The sequence below is a fragment of the Methylobacterium sp. genome (assembly GCF_019750675.1).
GTDB lineage: Bacteria > Pseudomonadota > Alphaproteobacteria > Rhizobiales > Beijerinckiaceae > Methylobacterium.
Window position 1 is genome coordinate 1 of sequence record NZ_JAIEOF010000419.1, and the last position, 23,456, is coordinate 23,456.

At 70.5% G+C, this 23,456-nt stretch carries 28 protein-coding genes, 1 other RNA gene and 1 pseudogene; 16 read left to right on the plus strand and 14 right to left on the minus strand.

Annotated elements, in window-relative coordinates:
* The first annotated feature begins 201 nt into the window (after nt 1-201).
* From secG to K2X24_RS22065, 5 genes are all read left to right on the plus strand, one after another.
* Nucleotides 202-618: a preprotein translocase subunit SecG gene (secG, locus tag K2X24_RS22045; RefSeq protein ID WP_292501142.1), complete on the plus strand. Its 417-nt coding sequence runs from the start codon at nt 202-204 to the stop codon at nt 616-618.
* Nucleotides 619-888: 270 nt separating this feature from the next.
* A complete protein-coding gene (locus tag K2X24_RS22050; RefSeq protein WP_292501144.1) occupies nt 889-2,517 on the plus strand; it encodes a CTP synthase in 1,629 nt (542 codons plus the stop codon).
* Nucleotides 2,518-2,535: 18 nt separating this feature from the next.
* Complete coding sequence (locus tag K2X24_RS22055) at nt 2,536-2,934, plus strand: DUF350 domain-containing protein (RefSeq protein WP_292501147.1); 399 nt, start codon at nt 2,536-2,538, stop codon at nt 2,932-2,934.
* 94 nt (nt 2,935-3,028) lie between these two features.
* Nucleotides 3,029-3,664 carry a DUF1190 domain-containing protein gene (locus K2X24_RS22060; protein ID WP_292501149.1) on the plus strand — a complete coding sequence of 212 codons (636 nt, stop codon included), beginning with the start codon at nt 3,029-3,031 and terminating at the stop codon, nt 3,662-3,664.
* On the plus strand, nt 3,664-4,827 hold the full coding sequence (locus K2X24_RS22065) for a glutathionylspermidine synthase family protein (protein WP_292501151.1): 1,164 nt from the start codon (nt 3,664-3,666) through the stop codon (nt 4,825-4,827). The genes K2X24_RS22060 and K2X24_RS22065 overlap by 1 nt, the downstream gene beginning before the upstream one ends.
* A gap of 78 nt (nt 4,828-4,905) precedes the next feature.
* Here K2X24_RS22065 and K2X24_RS22070 read toward each other — a convergent pair whose 3' ends face one another.
* Nucleotides 4,906-5,130 (minus strand): hypothetical protein, encoded by a 225-nt coding sequence (locus K2X24_RS22070; protein WP_292501153.1) that lies wholly within the window; start codon nt 5,128-5,130, stop codon nt 4,906-4,908.
* Between the two features lie 179 nt (nt 5,131-5,309).
* Nucleotides 5,310-6,215: an alpha/beta hydrolase gene (locus K2X24_RS22075; protein ID WP_292501154.1), complete on the minus strand. Its 906-nt coding sequence runs from the start codon at nt 6,213-6,215 to the stop codon at nt 5,310-5,312.
* Nucleotides 6,216-6,538: 323 nt separating this feature from the next.
* Here K2X24_RS22075 and K2X24_RS22080 point away from each other — a divergent pair, with 323 nt between their 5' ends.
* From K2X24_RS22080 to K2X24_RS22090, 3 genes are read left to right on the plus strand one after another with little or no spacing between them, the layout of a single operon-like run.
* Nucleotides 6,539-6,991, plus strand: a complete 453-nt coding sequence (locus K2X24_RS22080; RefSeq protein WP_292501156.1) for a DNA polymerase III subunit chi — start codon at nt 6,539-6,541, stop codon at nt 6,989-6,991.
* 41 nt (nt 6,992-7,032) lie between these two features.
* Nucleotides 7,033-8,586, plus strand: a complete 1,554-nt coding sequence (locus K2X24_RS22085) for a peptidase S10 (protein ID WP_292501157.1) — start codon at nt 7,033-7,035, stop codon at nt 8,584-8,586.
* Between the two features lie 38 nt (nt 8,587-8,624).
* Nucleotides 8,625-8,975, plus strand: a complete 351-nt coding sequence (locus tag K2X24_RS22090; RefSeq protein ID WP_292501187.1) for a hypothetical protein — start codon at nt 8,625-8,627, stop codon at nt 8,973-8,975.
* 7 nt (nt 8,976-8,982) lie between these two features.
* Here the strand turns inward: K2X24_RS22090 and K2X24_RS22095 are convergent, their stop codons facing one another.
* The 7 genes from K2X24_RS22095 to K2X24_RS22125 form a co-directional block, all read right to left on the minus strand.
* Nucleotides 8,983-9,996: a peptidoglycan -binding protein gene (locus K2X24_RS22095; protein ID WP_292501159.1), complete on the minus strand. Its 1,014-nt coding sequence runs from the start codon at nt 9,994-9,996 to the stop codon at nt 8,983-8,985.
* A 1-nt stretch (nt 9,997) separates the two neighbouring features.
* Nucleotides 9,998-10,978, minus strand: coding sequence for a MotA/TolQ/ExbB proton channel family protein (locus tag K2X24_RS22100; protein ID WP_292501161.1), 981 nt, complete (start codon nt 10,976-10,978; stop codon nt 9,998-10,000).
* Nucleotides 10,979-11,122: 144 nt separating this feature from the next.
* The gene (locus tag K2X24_RS22105; RefSeq protein WP_292501163.1) at nt 11,123-11,944 is read right to left on the minus strand and encodes a TIGR00282 family metallophosphoesterase; all 822 of its coding nucleotides are present in this window, start codon (nt 11,942-11,944) and stop codon (nt 11,123-11,125) included.
* Between the two features lie 27 nt (nt 11,945-11,971).
* A complete protein-coding gene (locus K2X24_RS22110) occupies nt 11,972-12,580 on the minus strand; it encodes a 5-formyltetrahydrofolate cyclo-ligase (protein ID WP_292501167.1) in 609 nt (202 codons plus the stop codon).
* Nucleotides 12,570-12,727, minus strand: a non-coding RNA gene (gene ssrS / locus K2X24_RS22115) — 6S RNA. Before ssrS ends, K2X24_RS22110 begins: the two co-directional genes overlap by 11 nt.
* Nucleotides 12,728-12,775: 48 nt before the next feature.
* The gene (locus K2X24_RS22120) at nt 12,776-13,135 is read right to left on the minus strand and encodes a cell division protein ZapA (protein WP_238277256.1); all 360 of its coding nucleotides are present in this window, start codon (nt 13,133-13,135) and stop codon (nt 12,776-12,778) included.
* Nucleotides 13,136-13,165: 30 nt separating this feature from the next.
* On the minus strand, nt 13,166-13,447 hold the full coding sequence (locus tag K2X24_RS22125) for a DUF4164 domain-containing protein (RefSeq protein ID WP_292501170.1): 282 nt from the start codon (nt 13,445-13,447) through the stop codon (nt 13,166-13,168).
* A 467-nt stretch (nt 13,448-13,914) separates the two neighbouring features.
* Between K2X24_RS22125 and gap the strand changes: the two genes are divergently transcribed.
* From gap to K2X24_RS22165, 8 genes are all read left to right on the plus strand, one after another.
* Nucleotides 13,915-14,922 (plus strand): type I glyceraldehyde-3-phosphate dehydrogenase, encoded by a 1,008-nt coding sequence (gene gap / locus K2X24_RS22130; RefSeq protein WP_292501171.1) that lies wholly within the window; start codon nt 13,915-13,917, stop codon nt 14,920-14,922.
* A 72-nt stretch (nt 14,923-14,994) separates the two neighbouring features.
* Nucleotides 14,995-15,480 (plus strand): hypothetical protein, encoded by a 486-nt coding sequence (locus tag K2X24_RS22135; RefSeq protein ID WP_292501173.1) that lies wholly within the window; start codon nt 14,995-14,997, stop codon nt 15,478-15,480.
* A gap of 34 nt (nt 15,481-15,514) precedes the next feature.
* Entirely contained in the window at nt 15,515-16,717 is a 1,203-nt protein-coding gene (locus K2X24_RS22140; RefSeq protein ID WP_292501175.1) for a phosphoglycerate kinase, read from the plus strand.
* A gap of 116 nt (nt 16,718-16,833) precedes the next feature.
* Nucleotides 16,834-17,907: a class II fructose-bisphosphate aldolase gene (gene fba, locus K2X24_RS22145; RefSeq protein WP_238277248.1), complete on the plus strand. Its 1,074-nt coding sequence runs from the start codon at nt 16,834-16,836 to the stop codon at nt 17,905-17,907.
* A gap of 12 nt (nt 17,908-17,919) precedes the next feature.
* Entirely contained in the window at nt 17,920-18,576 is a 657-nt protein-coding gene (locus K2X24_RS22150; protein WP_292501178.1) for a thiamine phosphate synthase, read from the plus strand.
* The gene (locus K2X24_RS22155; RefSeq protein WP_292501180.1) at nt 18,573-19,613 is read left to right on the plus strand and encodes a tetratricopeptide repeat protein; all 1,041 of its coding nucleotides are present in this window, start codon (nt 18,573-18,575) and stop codon (nt 19,611-19,613) included. The genes K2X24_RS22150 and K2X24_RS22155 overlap by 4 nt, the downstream gene beginning before the upstream one ends.
* A 146-nt stretch (nt 19,614-19,759) precedes the next feature.
* Entirely contained in the window at nt 19,760-20,554 is a 795-nt protein-coding gene (locus K2X24_RS22160) for an inositol monophosphatase family protein (RefSeq protein ID WP_243910600.1), read from the plus strand.
* Nucleotides 20,555-20,593: 39 nt separating this feature from the next.
* The gene (locus K2X24_RS22165; protein ID WP_238278346.1) at nt 20,594-21,139 is read left to right on the plus strand and encodes an adenine phosphoribosyltransferase; all 546 of its coding nucleotides are present in this window, start codon (nt 20,594-20,596) and stop codon (nt 21,137-21,139) included.
* A 57-nt stretch (nt 21,140-21,196) separates the two neighbouring features.
* Here K2X24_RS22165 and purQ read toward each other — a convergent pair whose 3' ends face one another.
* The 5 genes and pseudogenes from purQ to K2X24_RS22190 form a co-directional block, all read right to left on the minus strand.
* The gene (gene purQ, locus K2X24_RS22170; protein ID WP_238278347.1) at nt 21,197-21,877 is read right to left on the minus strand and encodes a phosphoribosylformylglycinamidine synthase subunit PurQ; all 681 of its coding nucleotides are present in this window, start codon (nt 21,875-21,877) and stop codon (nt 21,197-21,199) included.
* Nucleotides 21,877-22,116 carry a phosphoribosylformylglycinamidine synthase subunit PurS gene (purS, locus tag K2X24_RS22175; protein WP_292501184.1) on the minus strand — a complete coding sequence of 80 codons (240 nt, stop codon included), beginning with the start codon at nt 22,114-22,116 and terminating at the stop codon, nt 21,877-21,879. The genes purQ and purS overlap by 1 nt, the downstream gene beginning before the upstream one ends.
* 141 nt (nt 22,117-22,257) lie before the next feature.
* Entirely contained in the window at nt 22,258-22,494 is a 237-nt protein-coding gene (locus tag K2X24_RS22180; protein WP_238278351.1) for a hypothetical protein, read from the minus strand.
* Between the two features lie 125 nt (nt 22,495-22,619).
* On the minus strand, nt 22,620-23,222 hold the full coding sequence (locus K2X24_RS22185; protein WP_238278353.1) for an ActR/PrrA/RegA family redox response regulator transcription factor: 603 nt from the start codon (nt 23,220-23,222) through the stop codon (nt 22,620-22,622).
* Between the two features lie 54 nt (nt 23,223-23,276).
* Nucleotides 23,277-23,456 (minus strand): annotated as a pseudogene (locus tag K2X24_RS22190) (sensor histidine kinase); the annotation flags it as partial.

Sequence of the window (23,456 nt, forward strand, 5' to 3'; positions counted from 1 at the left end):
CGAGAACAGCACACCCGCGACCGATCCGCGAGAGGCCGGGCCGCAATGCGCCGGGCGATCCCGCGGTTGGCGCGGGCGGCCATCTGGTGTATGGCCCCGGACTTCCGTCGGCGGCGCCAGGACGCTCCGGCCCCTGGCGCGCCCGTATCCGACCCGCTCTCGCGGGTTCGATGCGCGGATGGTTAAGATTCCGGAAGTCCGATGCAGACCGTTCTGATCTCGATCCACCTCATCGTCGTCCTCGGCCTCATCGCCGTGGTCCTGCTGCAGCGCTCCGAGGGCGGTCTCGGCCTGGGTGGCGGCGGCAGCGGCGGCGTCGCGGGCTTCATGACCGGCCGCGGCCAGGCCAACGCCCTCACGCGCGCCACCGCGATCCTGGCGGCCCTGTTCTTTGCCACCAGCATGACCCTCGCCGTCATGTCCCATCGCGGCGCGGCGCCCCGCTCGATCCTCGAGGGCACCACCACCGGCCAGCCCGCCGCCCAGCCGAATGCCGGCAATCTGCTCGACACCCTGCGGGGCCAGAGTGGCGGTGCGGCACAGCCCGGCACACCGGCCGAGGTCCCGGCGACGCAGCCGGCCCAGCCCGCCGTGCCGCAGGCCCCGCAGTCGCGTTGATCGATATCGCCCGTCGATCGGTATTGCCCGCTGCGTGACGTGATCGCGCTGCCATCCTGGCGCGTATCGACGCGGTGATCGCGCAGGCGTTGCGTTCGTCGGGACAGTCTTCGTCGATCCGAGATACGCGGCGTCCGAGCGATCGGGCGCCGCACAGCGTTCACGGCCATCCCCGAAACACGTGTCCTGCCGCGCATGCGCCCGCATCGCGGGGGATAAGCGTTTTTGGGGTTTGGCGAATCGTTCCCCCTTGTTTATGGACCGAGGCCCATGACGCGGTACGTTTTCATCACCGGCGGCGTGGTTTCCTCGCTCGGCAAGGGTCTCGCTTCCGCCGCCCTGGCGGCCCTCCTGCAGGCGCGCGGCTACAAGGTCCGCCTACGCAAGCTCGACCCCTACCTCAACGTCGATCCGGGCACGATGAGCCCGACCCAGCACGGCGAGGTCTTCGTCACCGACGACGGCGCCGAGACCGACCTCGATCTCGGCCATTACGAGCGCTTCACCGGGCTGCCGGCGACGCGGGCCGACAACATCACCACCGGGCGGATCTACCTCGACATCATCACCAAGGAGCGGCGCGGGGACTATCTCGGCGCGACGATCCAGGTGATCCCGCACGTCACCAACGCGATCAAGGACTTCGTCCTCGAAGGCAACGACGCCTTCGACTTCGTGCTGGTCGAGATCGGCGGAACGGTCGGCGACATCGAGGGCCTGCCGTTCTTCGAGGCGATCCGCCAGCTCGGCCAGGAACTGCCGCGCGGCGCCACCGCCTTCGTGCACCTGACCCTGCTGCCCTACATCCCGTCCGCCGGCGAGCTGAAGACGAAGCCGACCCAGCACTCGGTCAAGGAGCTGCGCTCGATCGGCATCCAGCCGGACATGCTCCTCTGCCGGTGCGACCGGCCGATTCCGGCCGACGAGCGGCGCAAGCTCGGCCTGTTCTGCAACGTGCGCGAGACCGCCGTGATCGAGGCCCGCGACGTCGCTTCGATCTACGACGTGCCGCTCTCCTATCGCGAGGCCGGCCTCGACCGCGAGGTGCTCGCCCATTTCGATCTGCCGTCGCAGGACGAGCCCGACCTCACGCGCTGGCGCACCATCTCCGAGCGGGTCAAGAACCCCGAGGGCGAGGTCTCCATCGCCATCGTGGGCAAGTACACGGGCCTCAAGGACGCCTACAAGTCGCTCACCGAAGCCCTCACCCACGGCGGCATCGCCCACCGGGTCAAGGTCAATCTCGAGTGGATCGAGGCCGAGGTCTTCGAGCGCGAGGACCCGGCGCCGTTCCTCGAGGGCATCCACGGCATCCTGGTGCCGGGCGGATTCGGGCAGCGCGGCGCCGAGGGCAAGATCCGCGCGGCCCGCTACGCCCGCGAGCGCAAGATCCCGTATTTCGGCATCTGCTTCGGGATGCAGATGGCGGTGATCGAGGCCGCCCGCGCCCTGGCCGGCGTCGCGGACGCCAATTCCACCGAGTTCGGGGAGACCGCCGAGCCCGTGGTCGGCCTGCTCACGGAGTGGCTGAAGGGCAACGAGCTCGAGCGTCGCGCGGCGGCCGGAGACCTCGGCGGCACCATGCGGCTCGGCGCCTATCAGGCCTCCCTGCGCCCGGGCACGAAGATCGCGGAGATCTACGGGACCACGGAGATCTCCGAGCGCCACCGGCACCGCTACGAGGTCAACATGGCCTATCGCGAAGGCCTCGAGGCCAAGGGCCTGTGCTTTTCCGGCCTCTCGCCGGACGGGCTCCTGCCCGAGACCGTGGAGCATGTCGGGCATCCGTGGTTCATCGGCGTGCAGTTCCACCCCGAGCTGAAGTCGCGGCCCTTCGAGCCGCACCCGCTCTTCAAGAGCTTCGTCGGCGCCGCGATGGTGCAGAGCCGGCTGGTCTGAGACTCCGGAGCGGTCCGGATGACGTCGATCGCGGGACTCGGTCCGTTCCTGGCCTATCTCGCCGTGGCCTTCGCCCTCGTGGGCGCCTACCTCGTCGTCTACCTGCAGGCGACGGGGCACCGCGAACTCGCCCTGATCCGCGCCAACAACGGCGCGGCCGCCCTCGCCCTCGGCGGGAGCCTCGTGGGCTACACCCTGCCGCTGGCCGTCTCCATCCACAACGCACAGTCGATCCTCGATTGCGCGATCTGGGGCCTCGTCGCCCCCGTGGTCCAGGTAGCGATCTATCTCGCGGTCCGCGCCCTTCTGCCTGACCTCTCCCGTCGGATCGAGGCCGGCGAGATGGCCGGCGCCGTCTTCCTCGCGGCGGCGTCCCTGGCCGGCGGTATCCTCGACGCGGCCGCGATGACGTACTGACCCCTTACCGACGGCCAAGCTCGATCATAATTGTCGGTCGAGGCCGCGCGGTGTCGCGGCAGGGAGCGGTCTGCCGATGGCGGCCCGGAACGGGATGTCTGCGCAGGACCGGAAGGACGGAACGGGGGGAACGGGCGGCATCAAGCGCTCCGAAGCCGGGACCCTGGTGCTGCTCACCGGCGCGGGCGCGGCCGCGGTGGCCCTGGCCCGCCTCGATCCGTCGCAACGGATGGACGACATCCGGATCTATGCCAACGCCGAGGCCTGCATCGCGGGCCGGGTCCGCACGGCGGTGGATTGCCGGATCGAGGACGATATCGCCCGAACGGTCGCTGCCGCCCGCGCGCCCCTCTATCCCTCCCAGGGCGCATGCGAGGCGCGGCACGGCCTCGGCGCCTGCGAGGCGCGCGCCGCGGCCCCGGCGCCGGAATCCGATGGGCCCTACGCGCCACGGATGGCTGCCTACTTCGTCGGGGCGACGGCCGCGCAGAAGCTCGATCCGCAGCCGCTCTTCCCGACATCCGGCGCGGTCTATGGCGTCGGCGCCTTCGCGCAGCCGGCGTACCAGACCAGCTGGGGCTGTGCCGTCAGCCCGACCATGGACGGCGGCAGCATCGCCCGCATCCCGGAGGCCATCGCCCGGCCGCCCGTGCTGAACGGACTCGGGGGCACCGGCCGCGCCATCTGTGGGGACGATACGTCCGCGTCGCATCATGGCGGTGGCGGCTGATGCGCCGCGTGCCCATCGGCGCACGCCCCGACTGGCGCGACGTGGCGGCCCGGAACGGCTTCCACTTCCACAGCCTGGACGGCGAGCCCTATTGGGACGAGAGCCACGCCTATGCCTTCACCCTCGCGGAGATCGAGGCGGGCATCGAGGCGCCGAGCGCGGACCTGCACGCGCTCTGCCTGGACTTCGTGGACCGCGCGGTGGGCGACGAGCGAATCCTCGCCGGTCTCCATATCCCCCGGCATGCCTGGGACGCCGTGCGGACGAGCTGGCTCCGGCGTGATCCTTCGCTCTACGGCCGCCTCGACTTCGCCTATGGCGGCACGGGGCCGGCCAAGCTCCTCGAATACAACGCCGATACCCCGACGGCCCTCTACGAGACCGGGGTCTTCCAATGGCTCTGGTTGGAGGATCTGCTCGCGCGCGGCATCCTCCCGGCAGGATCGGACCAGTACAACGCGGTCCACGAGCGCCTGATCGCGCGCTTCCGGACGCTGCCCGGCGACGGCACCCTCACGCTCGCGGCCTATGCCGATGCGCCCGAGGATCGCGGCACCGTCGCTTACCTGGAGGATTGCGCCCGCCAGGCGGGCCTCGACTGCCGGTTCCTCGACCTCTCGGGAATCGGCCTCGATGCCCTCGGCCGCTTCGTCGACGACCGGCGGGTCCCGATCACGCGGCTGTTCAAGCTCTACCCCTGGGAATGGGCCTTCGCCGACGCCTTCGGGCGGGAGATCGGCGGCAGCGCCACCCGCTTCCTCGAGCCGCCCTGGAAGGCCGTGCTGTCGAACAAGGGCCTGCTCGCGTATCTCCACGCGATGGAGCCGAAGCACCCGAACCTGCTGCCGGCCTATTTCGAGGGGGATCCGGCCGCCGCGAGCCTCGGAGCGAGCTACGTGCGAAAGCCGCTGTTCTCGCGGGAGGGCGCGAACCTCCTGATGGTGGAGAACGACCGCGTCGTGGTGCAGGACGAGGGGCCATACGGGGCCGAGGGCCATGTGCGTCAGGCCCTGGCGCCACTGCCCAGCTTCGACGGGCGCCGGCCTCTGGTCGGGTCCTGGATCGTCGGCGACGTCCCCGCCGGCCTCTGCATTCGCGAGAGCGTGGGGCCCGTCACCACGAACGCCGCTCTCTTCGTGCCGCACTACATCGCGGCGGACTGAGCGTGTTTCGCGCGATGGGGCCGCCGGTCTCGCGACGCGAATCCGCGATCCGACGAGGCCCGAAATGCGGGCGCGGCCTCAGGCGGCCTGGGCGACCGGCCGGGGCGTCTCCCGGACGCGGGCGCCGAACAGCACGGCCTGGAGGGCGCAGGGGCTGTGGACCCGGCCATCCGCATCGACGATCCGCACGTCGGACATCCCCGCGGTGAGGAGCGACAGGCTCTGGTCGAGCGCACCCAGCATCGAGCGATGCTGGAAGGCGAACTGACGAGCGGAGACGCGCGCGCGGACTGTGAAGCTCACGGGGTGGGATTCCTGATGCGGCCGGATCCGGCGGGTCTGTCCCGGTCCGGTTCCGTGAAGGCGAGGGGAAATGTCCGGCGGGGACGCGGGCGTTCGCGCCGTGCCACCGGTGCGTGCACCGCAATAACGGCGACCGATTGACGAAGTGTTCGCCAAATCGGGCTTCGGCCGTGGAAAGATCAGACTTTTTCGTGAAGCACCGCGAATGCGGCGTCCAGAACGGCCTCGGGATGCTGATGGTGCAGCATGTGGCCCGTCCGCGACAGCCCCCGGAACCGCGCGCCCGGCATATGCAGCGACGCCCGGTAGCCGTGGCGGGGCGTGCTCACGACAAGGTCCGAATCACCGCCGAGGATCCGCACCGGAACACGGCAGGTCCGGTAGGCGAGGGCGCTGCGCACCAACCCCGCGCCGAGGGCGAGCGCATCCTCGCCCTCGATCACCAACTGAGCCGCATGGCCTGCGAGCCCGAACGGGTAGGCCTGCGCATAGGCCGCCGGCATGGTCGCGGGCAGGAACATCGCGTTCCAGAGCAGCGGCAACAGCGCAGGGTCCGTCGAGCGCTCCAGGGCCTGCGAGAGCAGGCCGCCGCCGGGCGCCGCGCGGGGGCCGAAGAGCAGGTGCTCGATGCGGGGCTCGGGAAAGCAGATCGGCCCCAGGGCGACCGCCCCGGCGATCGCATCGGGAAACTGCAGCGCGTAGGCTAGGGCCACCGCGCCCCCGAAGGAATGCCCCACCACCACCGGCGCGACGACGCCGAGCGCCTGCATGCCCGCGTGGATCAGTTCGGCCTGCCGCCAGGGATCGGCATCGGCCGGGCCCTGGCGTCGGCTGAAGCCGTGTCCCGGCCGGTCCACCGCGATGACGCGGAAGTGACGGGCCAGCATCGGCACCGGCCCCAGCCACATGTCCTCCAGGGACATCATCATCCCGTGGATCGCCAGGAGCGGCGGCCCGCTCCCCATCTCCGCATAGGCGAGGGTACGTCCCTCGGTCAGGGCGATGGTCCGCCTCGGCACGAGGCGGGCCGACACGGCGGGGGAGACCGGTCCGGTGGGACCGACGTCGAGGCCCGCCGCCATCATGGCGAACGCCGGCCGTGGGGCGGCCGGTCGGCCTGGGTCGCGCCGGTCCGGACGAGCGGGTGCATCATCCCTCGCGAATCCCGGGCTGCCGTGATCGCTATGACCCGGGCGCATATCGTCTTCCGACGTATCATCGAGCAGGCTGTCTCCCTTCGCGGCGCGGCAGCGATCGGCCTCCCGCCGTGAGGGTTACCTTCGCGATCCGCTCCGGTTCGCAATCCACCGGACCTGCGCGGATTTCACGCGCGGGGGAGGGGCCCGATCGGGGGCTCCGAACGGTTCGGCCGCTGGCAATGGTCGGCAACGTGCCTACCTTGGCGAGCGTGACCGAGATTCTGTTCTACCACCTCCAGCAGCAACCCCTCGAGAAGGTGCTGCCGAACCTCGTCGAGCGTTCCCTGGAACGCCAGTGGCGCGCGGCGATCCAGGCCGCCAGCGAGGAGCGGCTCCAGGCGCTGGACGACCAGCTCTGGACCTACAGCGACGACAGCTTCCTGCCGCACGGCACGGATCGCGAGGTGGATGCCGCGAGCCAGCCCGTCGTGCTGACCCTCAAGGACACCAACCCCAACGCGGCCTCGATCCGCTTCCTCGTGGAAGGCGCCGACCTGCCGTCCGATGCCGCCAGCTACGCACGCATCTGCGTGCTGTTCGACGGTACAGACCAGGACGCTCTGCTGCGCGCCCGCGAGCAGTGGAAGGAGGCCAAGGCCGGTGGGCACACCATCGCCTACTGGCAGCAGGACGAGGACGGGCGCTGGCAGAAGAAAGCCTGACGCTCCGGCCCGACGACCGGACCACGCCGAGAGGAATCGCCATGAGACGTTTCGCCATCGGCCTCGCGGCCCTGCTCCTCGCGGGTGCGCCCCTCCACGCCCAGCCGTCTCCCCACGGCGAGCGCCAGCCGGAGGCGCGCCGGACCGCCGAGCCGCGCGGCCCCGAGGGCCGCAAGCTCCCCGCCGATGCCGTGACCGAGCACAGCGTCACCCTGCCGGACGGCCGCGTGCTGGCCTTCACCGCCCGGGCCGGGAGCCTGCCCCTCGTCGACGAGGCCGGAAAGCTCCAGGCCGAGATCGCCTTCATCGCCTACACGCGCAAGGGCGGGGATGGGACCGGCGAGGCGGAGGCGTCGCGCCCCGTCACCTTCGCGTTGAACGGCGGCCCCGGCGCGGCCTCGGCCTACCTGAACATCGGCGCCATCGGGCCTTGGCGCTTGCCGGTGGAGGGCACGAGCATCAGCCCGTCCGCCCCGATCGGCCTGGTGCCGAACGACGGAACCTGGCTCGACTTCACCGACCTCGTCTTCCTCGATCCGGTCGGGACCGGCTACAGCCGCGCCGCAGACGGGGACGCCAAGCGCTACTGGAGTATCGACGCCGACGCCTCGGTGCTGTCCTCGGCCATCGCCCGCTGGCTGCGGGCCAACGACCGCATGGCGGCGCCGAAATTCTACGTGGGCGAGAGCTACGGCGGGTTCCGGGGGCCGCTGATCGCCGCAAAGCTCCAGGAGGAGATCGGCGTTGGCCTGTCCGGGATGGTGCTGCTCTCGCCGGTGCTGGATTTTGCCTGGCTGCAGGCCCCCCGGACGACGCCCTGGGGCCACGTCATCAAGCTGCCCTCCTTCGCCGCCGCCGCGATCGAGCGGTCCGGGGGCACGCCGACGCGCCAGACCATGGCCGAGGCCGAGGCCTACGCCACCGGTCCCTACCTTGCGGACCTGCTTAAAGGTCCGTCGGACGAGGCCGCATTGGCGCGGCTCAGCGACAAGGTCGGGGCGCTCGCCGGGCTCGACCCCGACTTCGTGCGCCGTCAGGCCGGACGCCTCTCGGGCCAGAGCGTCCAGCGCGAGATCGGTCGCGAGACCGGCCGGGTTGCGAGCGCCTACGATACCGGCGTCACCGGCTGGGACCCGGACCCGAACGCCGCCGCGTCGGGCTTCGACGACCCGTTGCTCACCGGGCTCCAGGCGCCCCTCACCAGCGCGATGATCGCGCTCTACAGCGAAAAGCTGAACTACCGGGTGCCGGACCTGCGCTACGAACTCCTTAACAACCAGGTGAACCGGGGCTGGACCTGGGGCAGCGGCCGCTCGGCGCCGGAGGCCCTCGGAGCCCTCCGGGGCGTGCTGGCGCTGGACGGCAACATGCGCGTTCTCGTCGCCCACGGCTACACCGACCTCGTGACGCCGTACTTCGCCTCGAAGCTGCTGATCGACCAGATGCCGGCCTTCGGCGGCGGCCGGCTCGATCTCGTCGTGTACCCCGGCGGCCACATGTTCTATTCCCGCCCGGATTCGCGCGCCGCCTTCCACCGGGATGCGGCCGCCCTCTACGCGGCCGCCCTGGCCGCGCGGGGCGCTGCGCAGCGCTGAGGATTCGCCACGTGACCGTTTTCAGAACTCCGCGCGGGCTGGCGTCGGCGGGCCTTCTCGCCCTCGGCCTCGCGGCCTGCACCAGCACGGAGACCCGTCCACCGGCTCCGGCTCCCGTGGCGGTAACGCCGCCGCCCGCCGCCCCGACCTTCGCGGGCCCGGTGCTGACGGGGGAGGGGACCTGTACGGGCCCCGCCCCGACGACGGCGGCCGCGATCGCGATCGGCATCGGCGAGTGCGATCTCGTCCGCCTCAAGGGCAAGCCGCCCACCGACGTGCTGGTGGGCGAGGGGCGCTCGGGCCGCGAGGTGCAGGTGCTCTACAACGAGCCCGGCGCCAAGGAACTGTACTTCTTCGTCAACAACCGTCTCGACCGGATCGTGAAGTAACAGCGCCTCAGCGCTCGGTGAGCTTCATCTCGATCCGGCGGTTGCGGGCATAGGCCTCCTCGGTGTTCCCGGCCTCGATGGGCTGGAACTCGCCGAAGGCGGCGGCGAGCAGGTGCTGCGGCGGGATGCCCTTGGCCACCATGGCCTGGACCACCGCGATGGCGCGGGCCGCCGAGAGCGCCCAGTTCGAGGGGAACTGCGCCGACGCGATCGGCCGCGCATCGGTGTGGCCGTCGATGCGCAGCACCCAGGGGATGTCGGCGGGGATCTGCTTGGCGAGGTCGAGGATCGCGCCGGCGATGCGGTCGAGCTCCGGCCCGGCCTCGGCTTTCAGGCTGGCGGAGCCCCCCGGGAACAGCACCTCCGATTGCAGCACGAAGCGGTCGCCGACGATGCGGATGTCCGGGCGGTTGCCCAGGATCTGGCGCAGGCGCCCGAAGAAGTCCGAGCGGTAGCGCGCCAGTTCCTGCACCTTCTGGGCGAGGGCCACGTTCAGGCGGCTGCCGAGATCGGCGATGCGGGCCTGACTCTCGCGGTCGCGGTTCTCGGAGGCCGCCAGCGCGTCCTCCAGGGCCGCGAGCTGCCGGCGCATGGCCGCGATCTGCTCGTTGAGGAGGTCGATTTGCGAGGCGGCGCGCGCCGTGTTGGCGCGCTCGGCCGCCAGTTGCTTGTCGAACTCGCCCTGGCGCCCGGCCGAGCCCTGCGCCGCCTCGGCCTGTGCTTTCAGCCGGTCGCGGTCGGCCTGCACGCCGAGCAGGGTGTTGCGCAGGGAGGAGGCCTGCTCCTCCTGGGTCTTGCGGGTGGAGCGCTCCAGGGCCAGCAGATCGGTGAGGTCGGCGATCTGACGGTTGAGGCGCGTCAGGACCGAATCGCGCCCGCTGATCTCCTGGGACAGGAAGAACTGTCCGACCACGAAGATGGTGAGCAGGAAGACGACGGCGAGCAGCAGCGTCGCCAGGGCATCGACGTACCCCGGCCAGACGTTGAGGCTCCGGTCGCGGCGGACGCGGGCGGAGGCCATCTCAGCCCCGCTCGCGGCCGAGGCGATCGAGCACCTGCTTCAGCTCGCGTTCGCGGTTCGCCTGCGCCTCGACCCAGTCGCGGATCATCTGCTGCTCGGCCCGCATGTGCTGGACGAGGCCCTGGATACCCTCCGCGAGGTTGGTCATCGCCTGGGTGGCGACGCGCCCGTTGGCGCCCTCCGCCACCACGGCGGTCAGGCGGTCCACCGCCTCCTTCAACTCACGCGCGCTGGCCGGATCCTGCTGGGGCAGGGGCTTGGCCGCGACGGTGACGGCCCCCGCCGCGGGCAGATCGCCGGACAGCAGCCAATCCTCCAGTTCGTTGTGGAAACGCGCATGGGCCTGGCCCGCCTGCAGGTCGAGGAAACCCACGATCAGCGAACTCGCCAAGCCGAACAGGGAGGCCGAGAAAGCGAGGCCGATGCCCGAGAGCGGCACCGCGAGGCCGTTCTTCAGTTCGTCGAACATCGCCGCCGCCTCGCCGCCGCCGCGCATGGTCCGGATGACCGAGCCGACTGCGCTCAGGGTGTCGATCAAGCCCCAGAACGTGCCGAGCAGGCCGAGGAGGATGAGGAGGCCGGAGACATAGCGCAGGATCTCGCGGCCCTCGTCGAGGCGTGCGGCAGCGGTATCGAGGAAGGCGCGGCTGGTCGGCAGGGTGATCCCGTCGTGCCGCGCGGCGATGGCGGGCGCGAGCGGCGCCATCAGCGGCGGCGGCTTGCTCGGGCTTTCCCCCGCCGCCACGGCGTTGACGTAGGCGGTCTCGCGGTAAAGCCGCACCACCTGCCCGAACGCCAGCAGCACCGCGATGAGCAGCACGCCAAGGATGAGTCCGTTGAGGCCCGGATTGGCCAGGAAGGCCGGCGTCACCTGCCGGAACAGCACGAAGGCGAGGAAGCCGACCAGGATCAGAAAGATCAGCATCCGGATGAGGTAGATGCCCGGCTTGGCGATCGTCGCAGGTGCGGGTGGGGTCGCCATCGGCTCGGGCACACTCTCGGACGCGAAAAGGCAGCCCACGCACGGCGGGCCTCGGGGCGGACGCGCCGGCACATTGCAGGGTGGTTCGGCGCCGATCAAGTCGCGCGTGGCGTCGTCCCGTGGATGGCGGTCCCGTGGCGCCGGCTAATCCCAGTGGCGCGGCCACGTCTCCTCCAGATGGGGACCGAGCCGGACCGCGGCCACGCTCTTCGCGAGCCCCGTCGCGTCGTCGGTTTCCACGGCGATGCCGCTGAGGGTACCCTCGCCCTGGGCGGTCTCCAGCCGGGCGCCCGGCGTCTTCTGCAGGAAGCGGCGCAGGGGCTCGTCCTTCTGCATGCCGAGGATCGAATCGTAGTCGCCGCACATGCCCGCGTCCGAGAGGTAGGCGGTGCCGCCGGGCAGGATACGGTGATCGGCGGTCGGCGTGTGGGTGTGGGTGCCGACCACGAGGCTCGCCCGGCCGTCGAGGAAATGCCCGAAGGCCTGCTTCTCGCTCGTGGCCTCCGCGTGCACGTCGACGATGACCGCGTCCGCCACCGCTCCCAGTGGGCATGCGGACAGTTCCCGCTCGGCCGAGGCGAAGGGATCGTCCAGGGCATCCATGTAGAGGCGGCCCATGACGTTGAGGACGAGGACGCGCGCGCCCTTCTGGGTCTCGATGACGGTGGCGCCCCGTCCGGGGGTGCCCGGCGGGTAGTTCGCCGGCCGCACGAGCCGCGTCTGGCGCTGGATGAAGACCAGGGCCTCGCGCTGGTCGAAGGAGTGGTTGCCGAGCGTCACCGCGTCGGCCCCGGCCTGGAGAAGCTCGTCACAGATGGCCTCCGTGAGGCCGAAGCCGCCGGCGGCGTTCTCGCCGTTGATCACCACGCAGTCGAGGCGCCAGCGCTCGCGCAAGGCCGGCAGCCGGTCCGAGATGGCGTGGCGGCCGGGGCGGCCCACCACGTCGCCGAGGAAGAGAAGTCGCATCGTGCAGGATTGCGTCCGTAGGAGAGGTCAGGTCCGCAGAAGCGGGACCGGTCCCGCCTCCGTGACGAGGTGGTCGAGGGGCTGGTCGTGCGGCTCGGCGGGAACCGTGTCCACCGCCTGAACCGAGAACGCGACGCCGATGGTGAGGACCGGGCCGTTGCGCGCGAGCCGCGCGATCGCCTGATCGTAGTAGCCGCGGCCGTAGCCGATGCGGTGGCCACGCCGGTCGTAGGCCGCCAACGGCACGATCAGGGCGATGGGGTCCACGGGCGGCAGGTCGTCGTGCGGTTCGCTGAGGCCGAAGCGGCCGGCCACCAGAGCCTCGCCCTCGCGCCATTCCCGGAACACCAGCCCGTCGGGCGTCACCTTCGGCAGGGCCACCCGCTGTCCCCGTGCGAACAGGCGCCGGGCCAGGGGGCGCGGATCGACCTCGCTGCGGATGGGCCAGAACGCGCCGACGATCGCGGCCTCGGCGAGCGCCCCGATGCCCATAACGGTTTCGGCGATCCGGGCCGAGCCCGCGATGCGCGCCTCCTGGGAGAGCTCGTCACGCCGGGCCAGGGCCTCGTTGCGCAGGGCCGCCTTCACGGAGGCGGTCGCCGGATCGGATGGAGGAGAAGCTGAGTGCGGAGCCACGTGAGCCGTTGGAGTGTCGATCCCGGGAAACCTACAATGTAGGTGGGCGCCGTGTTGGCCAAGTCCAGGGACGAGGCCAGGGACAGCTCCCTGGGGAGTCGATAAGGCCCCGGGGAAAAGTACTCCTGACGGACCCGGCAGCCCCGCATCCGACATGTAGCGTCGCCCCGTGGCCTGCGCCAGGGGGATCGGCTCTCAGCCCGCCGAAATCGTGTGCGCCAGGCGCTCGATCCGGTCCGCGCAGCGTCGCAGCCCTTCCGCCAGGCGCGCCTCCTCGGCGGCGCGCGTCGCGTCGGCGCCGTCCACGCGGGCGCGCAAAGCAGCCGTCTCCTGTTCGAGAGCTGCGAGGCGGCCCTGCGCCTCCTGCAACTCGTCGGCCTGCATCAGCGCTGCCATGACGTGCAGGCGCATGTCGCCGATCTCGCCGAAGGCGCGGCGGATCTCGGTCACGCGCGCGTCGAGGCCGCCGGCCAGCGCGGTGAGATGGGCCTCCTCGCCCTCGGCGCAGGCCATGCGGTAGTTCTTGCCGTCGATGGTGACGTTGATCTGGGGCATCGCGTGTCGGGCCGGTCGGGGAAGGCTGGCTTACCGGCTGCCGTGGGCGGGCGCCAGCACGCCCTCCACCGCCGCGATCGCCCGGCCCAGGCGCTGGCCGACATCCGCGGAGGTCGCCTCGACCTCGACGAGGCGGGCACTGGCCGCATCAAGTTCGGCCGCGAGCCGCGCCCGGTCCTCGCTCATCACGGCGAGTTCGGTCTCCAGGTCGCTCGGATCGCGCTCGGCCTCGAAGCGCTGGGCCACGGCACCCTCCAGGCGGCTCAGCACGGTCTCGAGACGCCGGAGGGCGTCGTCGATGGTCTCGCTCACGTATCGTAGCCCCTCATCCGTGGATCGCCCGCTCGGCCCCGGCCTGGCGTCGGCCGAGGCCGGGCGCGCGAAACTATCGCCGATCCCGGTTCGCCGCGAAACGCGAAAGCGGCCGCGCCGGGCAGGACACGTCCGCGGGCCGGGGTTATCCACCCTTCTGATCCGGGCGGTGACCTTTGCCAAGATTTGTCACCGTGTTAGAGACCGGCCGCCCGCGAACCGGTTATACGGCGTCCCGTGACACGTTCACGCCCTGGCAGATCCCTCGCGCGCGGTCGTTCCGTGCGGTTCGCCCCGCATTCGGCGGCGACGGGCGGGATGTCGGCGGCGACGGTTCATCCGTCGTTCAATCGCGAGTCGCACAGAGCGGGCGACGGATCGAGGCCTGCCCGCCGGGCGGCCTGCGACGATCAACAGGCTGGAGGGTGCCGCCGCGTCGGCGCTCGATTTAGGGAAGGACTCACGCCGTGTCGGTGAAGGTTGCCATCAACGGGTTCGGACGCATCGGCCGCAACGTCCTGCGTGCCATCCACGAGGCCGGCCGCAAGGACATCGAGGTGGTGGCGATCAACGATCTCGGCCCCGTCGAGACCAACGCCCACCTCCTGCGCTTCGATTCGATCCACGGCCGCTTCAACGCCAAGGTCGAGGTCGAGGGCGAGTTCATCGTGGTCGACGGCCAGCGCATCAAGGTCACCGCCGTGCGCAACCCGGCCGAGCTGCCGCACCGCGAGCTCGGCGTCGACATCGCCCTCGAGTGCACCGGCATCTTCACCTCGAAGGACAAGGCCAAGGCCCACCTCGACGCCGGCGCCAAGCGCGTCATCGTCTCGGCGCCCGCCGACGGTGCGGATCTGACGGTGGTCTACGGCGTCAACCACGACAAGCTGACCGCCGATCACCTCGTCATCTCGAACGCCTCCTGCACCACCAACTGCCTCGTGCCGGTGGCCAAGGTGCTGAACGATCTCGTCGGGATCGAGCGCGGCTTCATGACGACGATCCACTCCTACACCAACGACCAACCCTCGCTGGACCAGATGCACAAGGACCTCTATCGGGCCCGTGCCGCCGCGCTCTCGATGATCCCGACCTCCACGGGCGCGGCCAAGGCCGTCGGCCTCGTGCTGCCGGAGCTCAAGGGCAAGCTCGACGGCACCTCGATCCGCGTGCCGACTCCGAACGTCTCGGCCGTCGACCTCGTGTTCACGGCCAAGCGCCAGACCACGGTCGAGGAGATCAACAACGCGATCCGCGCCGCCGCCGACGGTCCGCTCAAGGGCGTGCTGGCCTATACCGACCAGCCCAACGTCTCCATCGACTTCAACCACGATCCCCACTCGTCGACCTTCCACCTCGACCAGACCAAGGTCATGGACGGCACCTTCGTGCGCATCCTGTCTTGGTACGACAACGAGTGGGGCTTCTCGAACCGTATGGCCGACACGGCCGTGGCGATGGGCAAGCTGCTCTGACCCACCACGCGGAACTCTGACGGACCGAACCGCTCCCGAAGACCAAGCGAAGACCAGGATGGTGTGCCTGACATGACCGAGACCTCTCCCGCCGGAAGCGGCTTCATCCCAGGTGCATCGACCCAATCCCCGCCGGCCGCCGCGCCGGCGGCGGTTCCCCCTCCCGGGCCGGCGGGCGCATCGCCGGCCCCGGCGACGTCGCCCGTGGTCGTGGGCAAGGCCGCGACGCCGGCCGCCCCTGCTCCGGCGGGCGACCAGCTCGCCCGGATCGAGGACAAGTGCGCCCGGATCGAGGACAAGTACGCCCGCTCCGAGGCGCTGCTCTCGCGCGTCGAGGAGAAGGTGGAGGGCGCGGCCGCCCGCATGAACGAGGCCGCGCGCCAGAGCGACCTCTCGGCCCTGCGCAGCGAGGTCCGAGCCATCGCCGACCGCACCCGCGGCCTGCCGGGTTCCGGTGCCCTGGTTCTCACCGCAATCATCACCGCGGTGCTGACGGTGGCGCTTACCATCGCGGCCCAGCGCTTCCACCTCGAATCCATGTTGCCCCCGCCGCGCTGATCGCGCCCGCAACCGACCGAACGTCCAGGCTCCGATGACCGCTTTCCGTACCCTCGACGATGCCGGCCCGCTCCAGGGCAAGCGCGTGCTCCTGCGCGTGGACCTCAACGTGCCGATGGAGGGGGGGCGCGTCACCGACGCGACCCGAATCGAGCGCATCGTGCCGACCATCCGCGAGATTGCCGACAAGGGCGGCCGCGTGGTCCTGCTGGCGCATTTCGGCCGCCCGAAGGGCAAGCCCGTCGCCTCCGAATCCCTGAAGCCGGTGGTCGGAACCGTGAGCGGGCATCTCGGCCGCCCCGTCGCCTTCGCGGAGGATTGCGTGGGGCCGGCGTCGGCAGACGCCGTCGCGGCCCTGAAGGACGGCGACGTGCTGCTCCTCGAGAACACCCGCTTCCACGCGGGCGAGGAGAAGAACGACCGCGCGTTCACCGAACAGCTCGCCGCCAACGGCGACCTCTACGTCAACGAGGCGTTCTCGGCCGCGCACCGGGCCCACGCCTCGACGGAGGGTCTCGCCCACCTGCTGCCCGCCTATGCGGGCCGCCTGATGCAGGCCGAGCTCGACGCCTTGACCAAGGGCCTCGAATCCCCGGCCCGCCCCGTGATCGCCCTGGTGGGCGGCGCCAAGGTCTCCTCCAAGATCGACCTTCTCCAGAACCTCGTCGCCAAGGTCGACATGCTGGTGATCGGCGGCGGCATGGCCAACACCTTCCTGCACGCCCAGGGCAAGAGCGTCGGCAAGTCCCTCTGCGAGAAGGACCTCGCCGACACCGCCCTGCGCATCGTCGAGGCGGCCAAGGCCGCAAAGTGCCGGATCATCCTGCCGGTGGACGCGGTCTCGGCCGCCGAGTTCAAGGCGAACGCCGCGCACGAGACCGTGCCGGTCGACGCCGTGCCGGAGAGCGGCATGATCCTCGATGCCGGACCGGCCTCCGTGGCCGAGATCAACGCCGCCATCGACGAGGCCGCCACCCTGGTCTGGAACGGGCCGCTGGGCGCCTTCGAGCTGACCCCGTTCGATGCCGCCACCGTGGCGGCGGCCCGGCACGCGGCCGAACGCACCAAGGCCGGCAAGCTCGTCTCGGTGGCGGGCGGCGGCGATACGGTCGCGGCCCTCAACCATGCGGGTGTCGGCGAAACCTTCTCCTACGTGTCCACCGCCGGCGGCGCCTTCCTCGAATGGCTGGAGGGCAAGGAACTGCCCGGCGTCGAGGCCCTGCGCGCGAAGGGCTGACCTCGCGGCGGGGCGCGGCCCCGCGCGTGGACGGCCGACAGACCAAACGAACTGCGCCTCCTGGCGCGACGAGCTAGCGGACCGCCCGAGCGGTGGTCGATTGTGAGGAGAAACCCATGGCCCGCATCACCCTGAGGCAGCTGCTGGACCATGCCGCCGAGCATGAATACGGCGTGCCGGCGTTCAACCTGAACAACATGGAGCAGGGCCTCGCCATCATGGCGGCGGCGGACGCCACCGATTCCCCGGTGATCCTCCAGGCCAGCAAGGGCGCGCGCGCCTACGCCAACGACATCGTGCTGGCCAAGCTCATCGACGGACTGGTGGAGATCTACCCCCACATCCCCGTCTGCATGCACCTCGACCACGGCAGCGACGAGGCCACCTGCGCCACGGCGATCCAGTACGGCTTCACCTCGGTGATGATGGACGGCTCGCTGAAGGCCGACGGCAAGACCCCGGCGGACTATGCCTACAACGTCGAGATCACCCGTAACGTCACCAAGATGGCCCACTGGGCCGGCGTCTCGGTGGAAGGCGAACTCGGGGTGCTCGGCTCCCTGGAGAGCGGCGAGGGCGAGGCCGAGGACGGCCACGGTTTCGAGGGCGTGCTCAGCCACGACCAGCTCCTCACCGATCCGGACGAGGCGGTGAAGTTCGTGGAGGCTACCAAGGTCGACGCCCTCGCGGTCGCCATGGGCACCTCGCACGGCGCCTACAAGTTCACGCGCAAGCCGGACGGCGACGTCCTGGCGATGAACGTGATCGAGGAGATCCACCGCCGCCTGCCCACCACCCACTTGGTGATGCACGGCTCCTCCTCGGTGCCGCAGGACCTGCAGGACATCATCAACCAGTACGGCGGCGAGATGAAGCCGACCTGGGGCGTGCCCGTCGAGGAGATCCAGCGCGGCATCAAGCACGGCGTGCGCAAGATCAACATCGACACCGACAACCGGATGGCGATGACCGGCCAGATCCGGAAGATCCTGGCCGAGAACAAGGCCGAGTTCGATCCGCGCAAGTACCTCAAGCCCGCCATGGAGGCGATGACCAAGCTCTGCCGTCAGCGCTTCGAGGAGTTCGGCACCGCTGGCCAGGGCTCCAAGATCCGTCCGATCTCGGTTGCCGCCATGGCCAAGCGCTATGCCAACGGCTCTCTCGACCCCAAAATCGGCGCGGCGGGCTGAAGCGGAACCCTGATGTCGGAACCCCGTACCCGCCTCGCCCTGCTCAGCCCCCACCGGGTCGAGGCCGGTGACGCCGATACCCTCGCGGCGGCCATCGCGGCCGCCTGCGCGGCCGGCGACGTCGCGGCCGTGCTGCTGCGGCTCGCCCCGTCCGACGAGCGCAGCCTCGTCAATCTGGTCAAGCGTCTCGCGCCGGCCGCGCAAGCGGCGGGCGCGGCCGTGATCGTCGCCTGCGCGGGCTTCGCCGGGGACCTCGTCAGCGTCTCGGCGCGGGGCGGGGCCGACGGAGTTCACGTCGACAAGCCGCGCGAGGGCACGCTGCGCGAGTTGCGGGACCGGCTCGACGACGGACGCATCCTCGGGGCGGGCGGCCACGAGCAGCGCCACGCCGCGATGGAGGCCGGCGAGGCGGGCGTCGATTACGTGATGTTCGGCGGCCTCTACGCCGACGGCGTCGCGCCGGATGCCGAGACGGTCATCGAGCGCGCGACCTGGTGGACCGAGATCTTCGAGACGCCCTGCATCGCCGTGGCCCATGCGCCCGAGCAGGTCGGACCGATCCTGGCCACCCGGGCCGAGTTCCTTGGGCTGGAGAGCGCCCTCTGGCTCGGGGCGGACGTGGCCGGGATTCAAGCGCAGGTCACCGCCGCCGGGGAGGCGGATTCGTGAGGGTGCCGCGCGGGCTCCTCCTCCTCGGGCCTGTCGCCTCGGCCCTCCTCGCATCGGGCGCGCTGGCGGCGACGACACAATCGCCCGAGGCGGCCAAGCCGGTGACGCGGGAGGTGTTCAAGGCGCCCCTGAAGGAATTGCCGACGCCCTACACCCCGAGCGCCATGCGGATCGCGCCCCTGGTGGCCAAGCCCGGCGACAAGCCCGTCGACGCGGCCTTCGGGGCCTACCAGCGCGGCCAGTACACCACCGCCTTCCGGGAGGCGACGAAGCGGATCGCGGCTGATCCGAAGGACGCGGCGGCGATGACGCTGCTCGGCGAGCTCTACAACCAGGGGCTCGGCGTCAAGCAGGATCCGGTCAAGGCGGCCGAATGGTACCGCCTCGCCGCGGCCCAGGGCGATGTTCACGCCATGGCCTCCCTCGGGCTGATGTCCATCGACGGACGTGGCGGCGCCAAGGACATGAAGGCCGGGCGCCATTGGCTCGAGCAGGCCGCGGAGAAGGGCGACACCACCGCCGCCTACAACCTCGCGCTGATCCTGCTCGGCACAGGCACGGACCCGGACCAGGCCCGGGCCGCGACCCTGTTTCGCAAGGCGGCCGAGGGTGAAATCGGGGCCGCCCAGCACGATCTCGGCGTCCTCTATCTCCAGGGACGCGGCGTGCCCAAGGACGCGAGCCAGGCGGCGGAGTGGTTCCGGCGCGCGGCGGACAACGGCGATCTGGCCGGCGAGGTCGAGTTCGCCATCCTGCTCTTCAACGGGACCGGCCTGCCCAAGGACGAGGCGCGCGCCGCGCGCTACTTCCTGCACGCGGCCGCGCGCGGCAACGCGATCGCCCAGAACCGGGCCGCGCGCCTCTTCGTTGTGGGACGCGGCGTCCAGAAGAACGCCGTCGAGGCCGCCGCCTGGAACCTCGCGGCCTCCGCGCAGGGGCTGTCCGACCCCTGGCTCGACGACAACCTGAAGAATCTGCCCGCCGAGGAGCGTCAGCGTGCCGAGGCCCTGGCCGCCGAGCGCGCCAACGTCAAATAGGCTCGCTCGGGTCAGACCCGCATTCGCGAGGGGTGAGCCGGCGCGCAAACGTGCTATGGCGGCGCGAATTCGCGGTCGACGCGGCGCGCTCCGCCTCGACGTTCTCGCAAACGGCGTTCTTTGAAACGGCTTGGACCTGAAGATCGATGATCAGTTCACCTCTCATGACCGTGATGGTCGATGCCGTCCGCAAGGCCGCCCGTGGCCTGAAGCGTGACTACGGCGAGATCGAGAACCTTCAGGTCTCCCGCAAGGGCCCGGGCAACTTCGTCTCGGCCGCCGACCGCAAGGCCGAGGAAGTGCTGCGCGACGCCCTGATGAAGGCGCGGCCCGGCTACGGACTTGTCCTGGAGGAGTCCGGAATCGTCGAGGGGGCGGACAAGAGCCACACCTGGCACGTCGACCCCCTCGACGGCACCACGAACTTCCTGCACGGCATCCCGCACTTCGCGATCTCGGTCGGGCTCGAACGGGAAGGTCAGATCGTGGCCGGGGTGGTCTACGATCCGGCCAAGGACGAGCTGTTCGTGGCCGAGCGCGGCAAGGGCGCCTATCTCAACAACCGCCGCCTTCGCGTGTCCGGCCGCACCGACATGGCCGACGCCTTGATCGCCTACGGCTCACCCTATCTCGGGCGCGGTGACCATCCCAAGCTGCTGCGCGAGGTCGCGGCGGTGATGGCGGTGAGCGGCGGCGCCCGCCGCTTCGGTTCGGCGGCACTCGACCTCGCCTACGTCGCCTGCGGCCGTTCCGACCTTTACTGGGAGCGCGACCTGCAGACCTGGGACATCGCGGCGGGCATCATTCTTGTGCGCGAGGCCGGCGGCTTCGTCACCAGCGCGGACGGGGGCGCCGAGCCCCTGGCGGCCCGCTCGGTGGCCTGCGGCAACGAGATCCTGCACGGCGAACTCGTCAAGATCCTGCGCCGCGCCAACGCCTGACCGCGCCCCGTCCTTCCGAAACCCTCCTGAGAGACCCGCATGGAACCGCGCCGCCACATCGCGCTCAAGGACTCGATCCGGTCAATTCCGGATTACCCGAAGCCCGGCATCATCTTCCGGGACATCACCACCCTGTTGAGCGATCCCCGGGCCTTCCGGCGGGCGGTGGACGCCCTGGTGCATCCCTATGCGGGTGGGCGGATCGATCAGGTGGCGGGCATCGAGGCGCGGGGCTTCATCCTCGGCGGCGCGGTGGCGCACCAGCTCTCCTCGGGCTTCGTGCCTATCCGCAAGAAGGGCAAGCTGCCCCACCAGACCGTTTCGATCGCCTACGCCCTCGAATACGGCACCGACGAGATGGAAATCCACGTCGATGCCATCAAGCCGGGTGACCGGGTGCTGCTGGTGGACGACCTCATCGCCACCGGCGGCACGGCCTGCGCGGCGGTGAACCTGCTGCGCCGGATCGGCGCCGAGGTGGTCGCCGCCTGCTTCGTCATCGACCTGCCGGAGATCGGCGGCGCTCAGAAGCTGCGCGACCTCGACGTGCCGGTGCGAACGCTGATGGAATTCGACGGCCACTGAGACCGGTGTAGCCCCTCTCCCGTACGCGGGAGAGGGAAGAGGGCTCCGGTGCGTCCGCTAAGCCGCGAGGCTTTCGAACAGGCCGCGCCCGTCCGTGCCGCCGACGAGATCCTCGACGAAGTTCTCCGGGTGCGGCATCAGGCCGAGCACGTTGAGCTTTTCGGAATAGATGCCCGCGATGGAGTTCAGCGAGCCGTTGCGGTTCGCGTCCACCGTCAGGTTGCCGGCGGCGTCCGAGTAACGGAAGGCCACCCTACCGTCGCCCTCCAGGCGCGCGATGGTGTCGGCATCGGCGAAGTAGTTGCCCTCACCATGGGCCACGCACACATCGATCACCTGGTTCGGCGCGTAGGCCGAGGTGAACCGCGTGTCGGCCCGCTCCACCCGGAGCAACTGGCGGTGGCAGATGAAGCGCCGGTCGACGTTGCGCATCAGCACACCGGGCAGCAGGCCCGATTCGCACAGGATCTGGAAGCCGTTGCAGATGCCGAGCACGAGGCCGCCCCGCGCCGCGTGGGCGCGGACCGCGTCCATCGCCGCCGCGCGGCCCGCGATGGCGCCGCAGCGCAGATAATCGCCGTAAGAGAAGCCGCCGGGCAGGACGGCGAGATCCGTGCCGGCCGGCAACGCGGTGTCGGCGTGCCAGACCTTGACGACCTCGGCCCCCGATCGGGTCAGGGCCCGGGCCACGTCCGCGTCGCGGTTGGAGCCCGGGAAGACGATGATGGCGGCGCGCATCAGGCGATCTCGATGGCGTAGTTCTCGACGACGGTGTTGGCGAGCAGCTTCTCGCAGGCGCTCTTCAGGGTCGCCTCGGCTGCCGCGCGGTCATTGCCCGCGATCTCGACGTCGAAGACCTTGCCCTGGCGCACGCCGTCGATGCCGGTGAGGCCGAAGGACGTCAGGGCCGCTTCGATCGCCTTGCCCTGCGGGTCCAGCACGCCGGTCTTCAGGGTGACGATGATGCGTGCTTTCATGGGCTCGGACTCGATCTGATGTCGGGGCACCCCGGCTCAGGTCAGGGCACCCTGGCGATAATCGGGAAACGCGCCTCAGGCAACGCGAAACGGCCAACGGGACGCAGGGAGCGTCGGCGGACCTTTCTGACCCGATCGCTCTCAGCGCGTCTTAGCGGCCGGATCCCGCAGCGGCTCGATGCTGGTGGCCCGGCGCCACAATTGCAGCATCACCCAGGCGGCCCCCACGCTGAAGACCGCCATCAGCACATGGCCCACCGTGTCGCCGAGGTCGAACAGGCCGGCGAGGGCCCAGCCCGCCGCGATCGCGACGGCGAAGACTTCCGTGCCGACGAGCACCATCATGCTGAGGATGGTGATGAGGTTGCGCGTGTTCACAGCTGACTCGTCCCATGGCCGGTCCGGCGTCCAGGCTCTCCCGGTGCCGATCGGAGAAAGGGCGACGTAGCGCGAACCGCATCGGTCGCGCAACGTCGCCCCTCCCGGTTCGTCGAAGCCAAGCCTCAGCGCGGGGCGCGCTTGGCCAGGATCCGCTGGAGCGTCCGGCGGTGCATGTTCAGGCGCCGGGCGGTCTCCGAGACGTTGCGGCCGCAAAGCTCGTAGACGCGCTGGATGTGCTCCCAACGCACCCGGTCAGCCGACATGGGGTTCTCGGGCGGGTCCGCCCGCTCGCCGGGCTGCGCCATGAGCGTGCCGTGGATCTCGTCGGCGTCGGCGGGCTTGGCGAGGTAATCGAAGGCGCCGAGCTTCACCGCCGTGACGGCGGTCGCGATGTTGCCGTACCCCGTCAGGATGACGCCGCGGGCCTCGGGCCGGCGCTCCTTCAGGCGGGCGATCACGTCGAGGCCGTTGCCGTCCCCGAGGCGCATGTCGATGACGGCGAAGGCGGGCGGTCGCGCATCGACCATGGAGACGCCGTCCGCGACGCTCTCGGCCACCTGCACTTCGTAGCCACGCATCTCCATGGCGCGGGCGAGCCGCGTCGAGAAGGGCTTGTCGTCATCGACGATCAGCAGGGTGCGGTCCGTGAAGGCCGCGAGCGGATCGTTGTCGGCAAGCTGCGCGATGTCGGCGCCAGGCGCCGTGGTTCCAGTCTGCGTCAGCATCCGACGCTCCTCCGTGATTCCTGATCAATGGTCGTTTGAGTTTTCATTGCTGCATTATATAGGTGACGTACTGGTTTCGGTTAGGGGTTGCGGGCGACTCAATCGCGCGTGATGCAGCGAGATCGCATCCCGCTCGAAGATGTGGCGAGCCCAGCTGATTCGCACCACGGCGCCCGTGGCGCCCGGCTGCGAGATGTTCGACAACGTCAATTGCGCGCCGGAGCGTTCGATCAG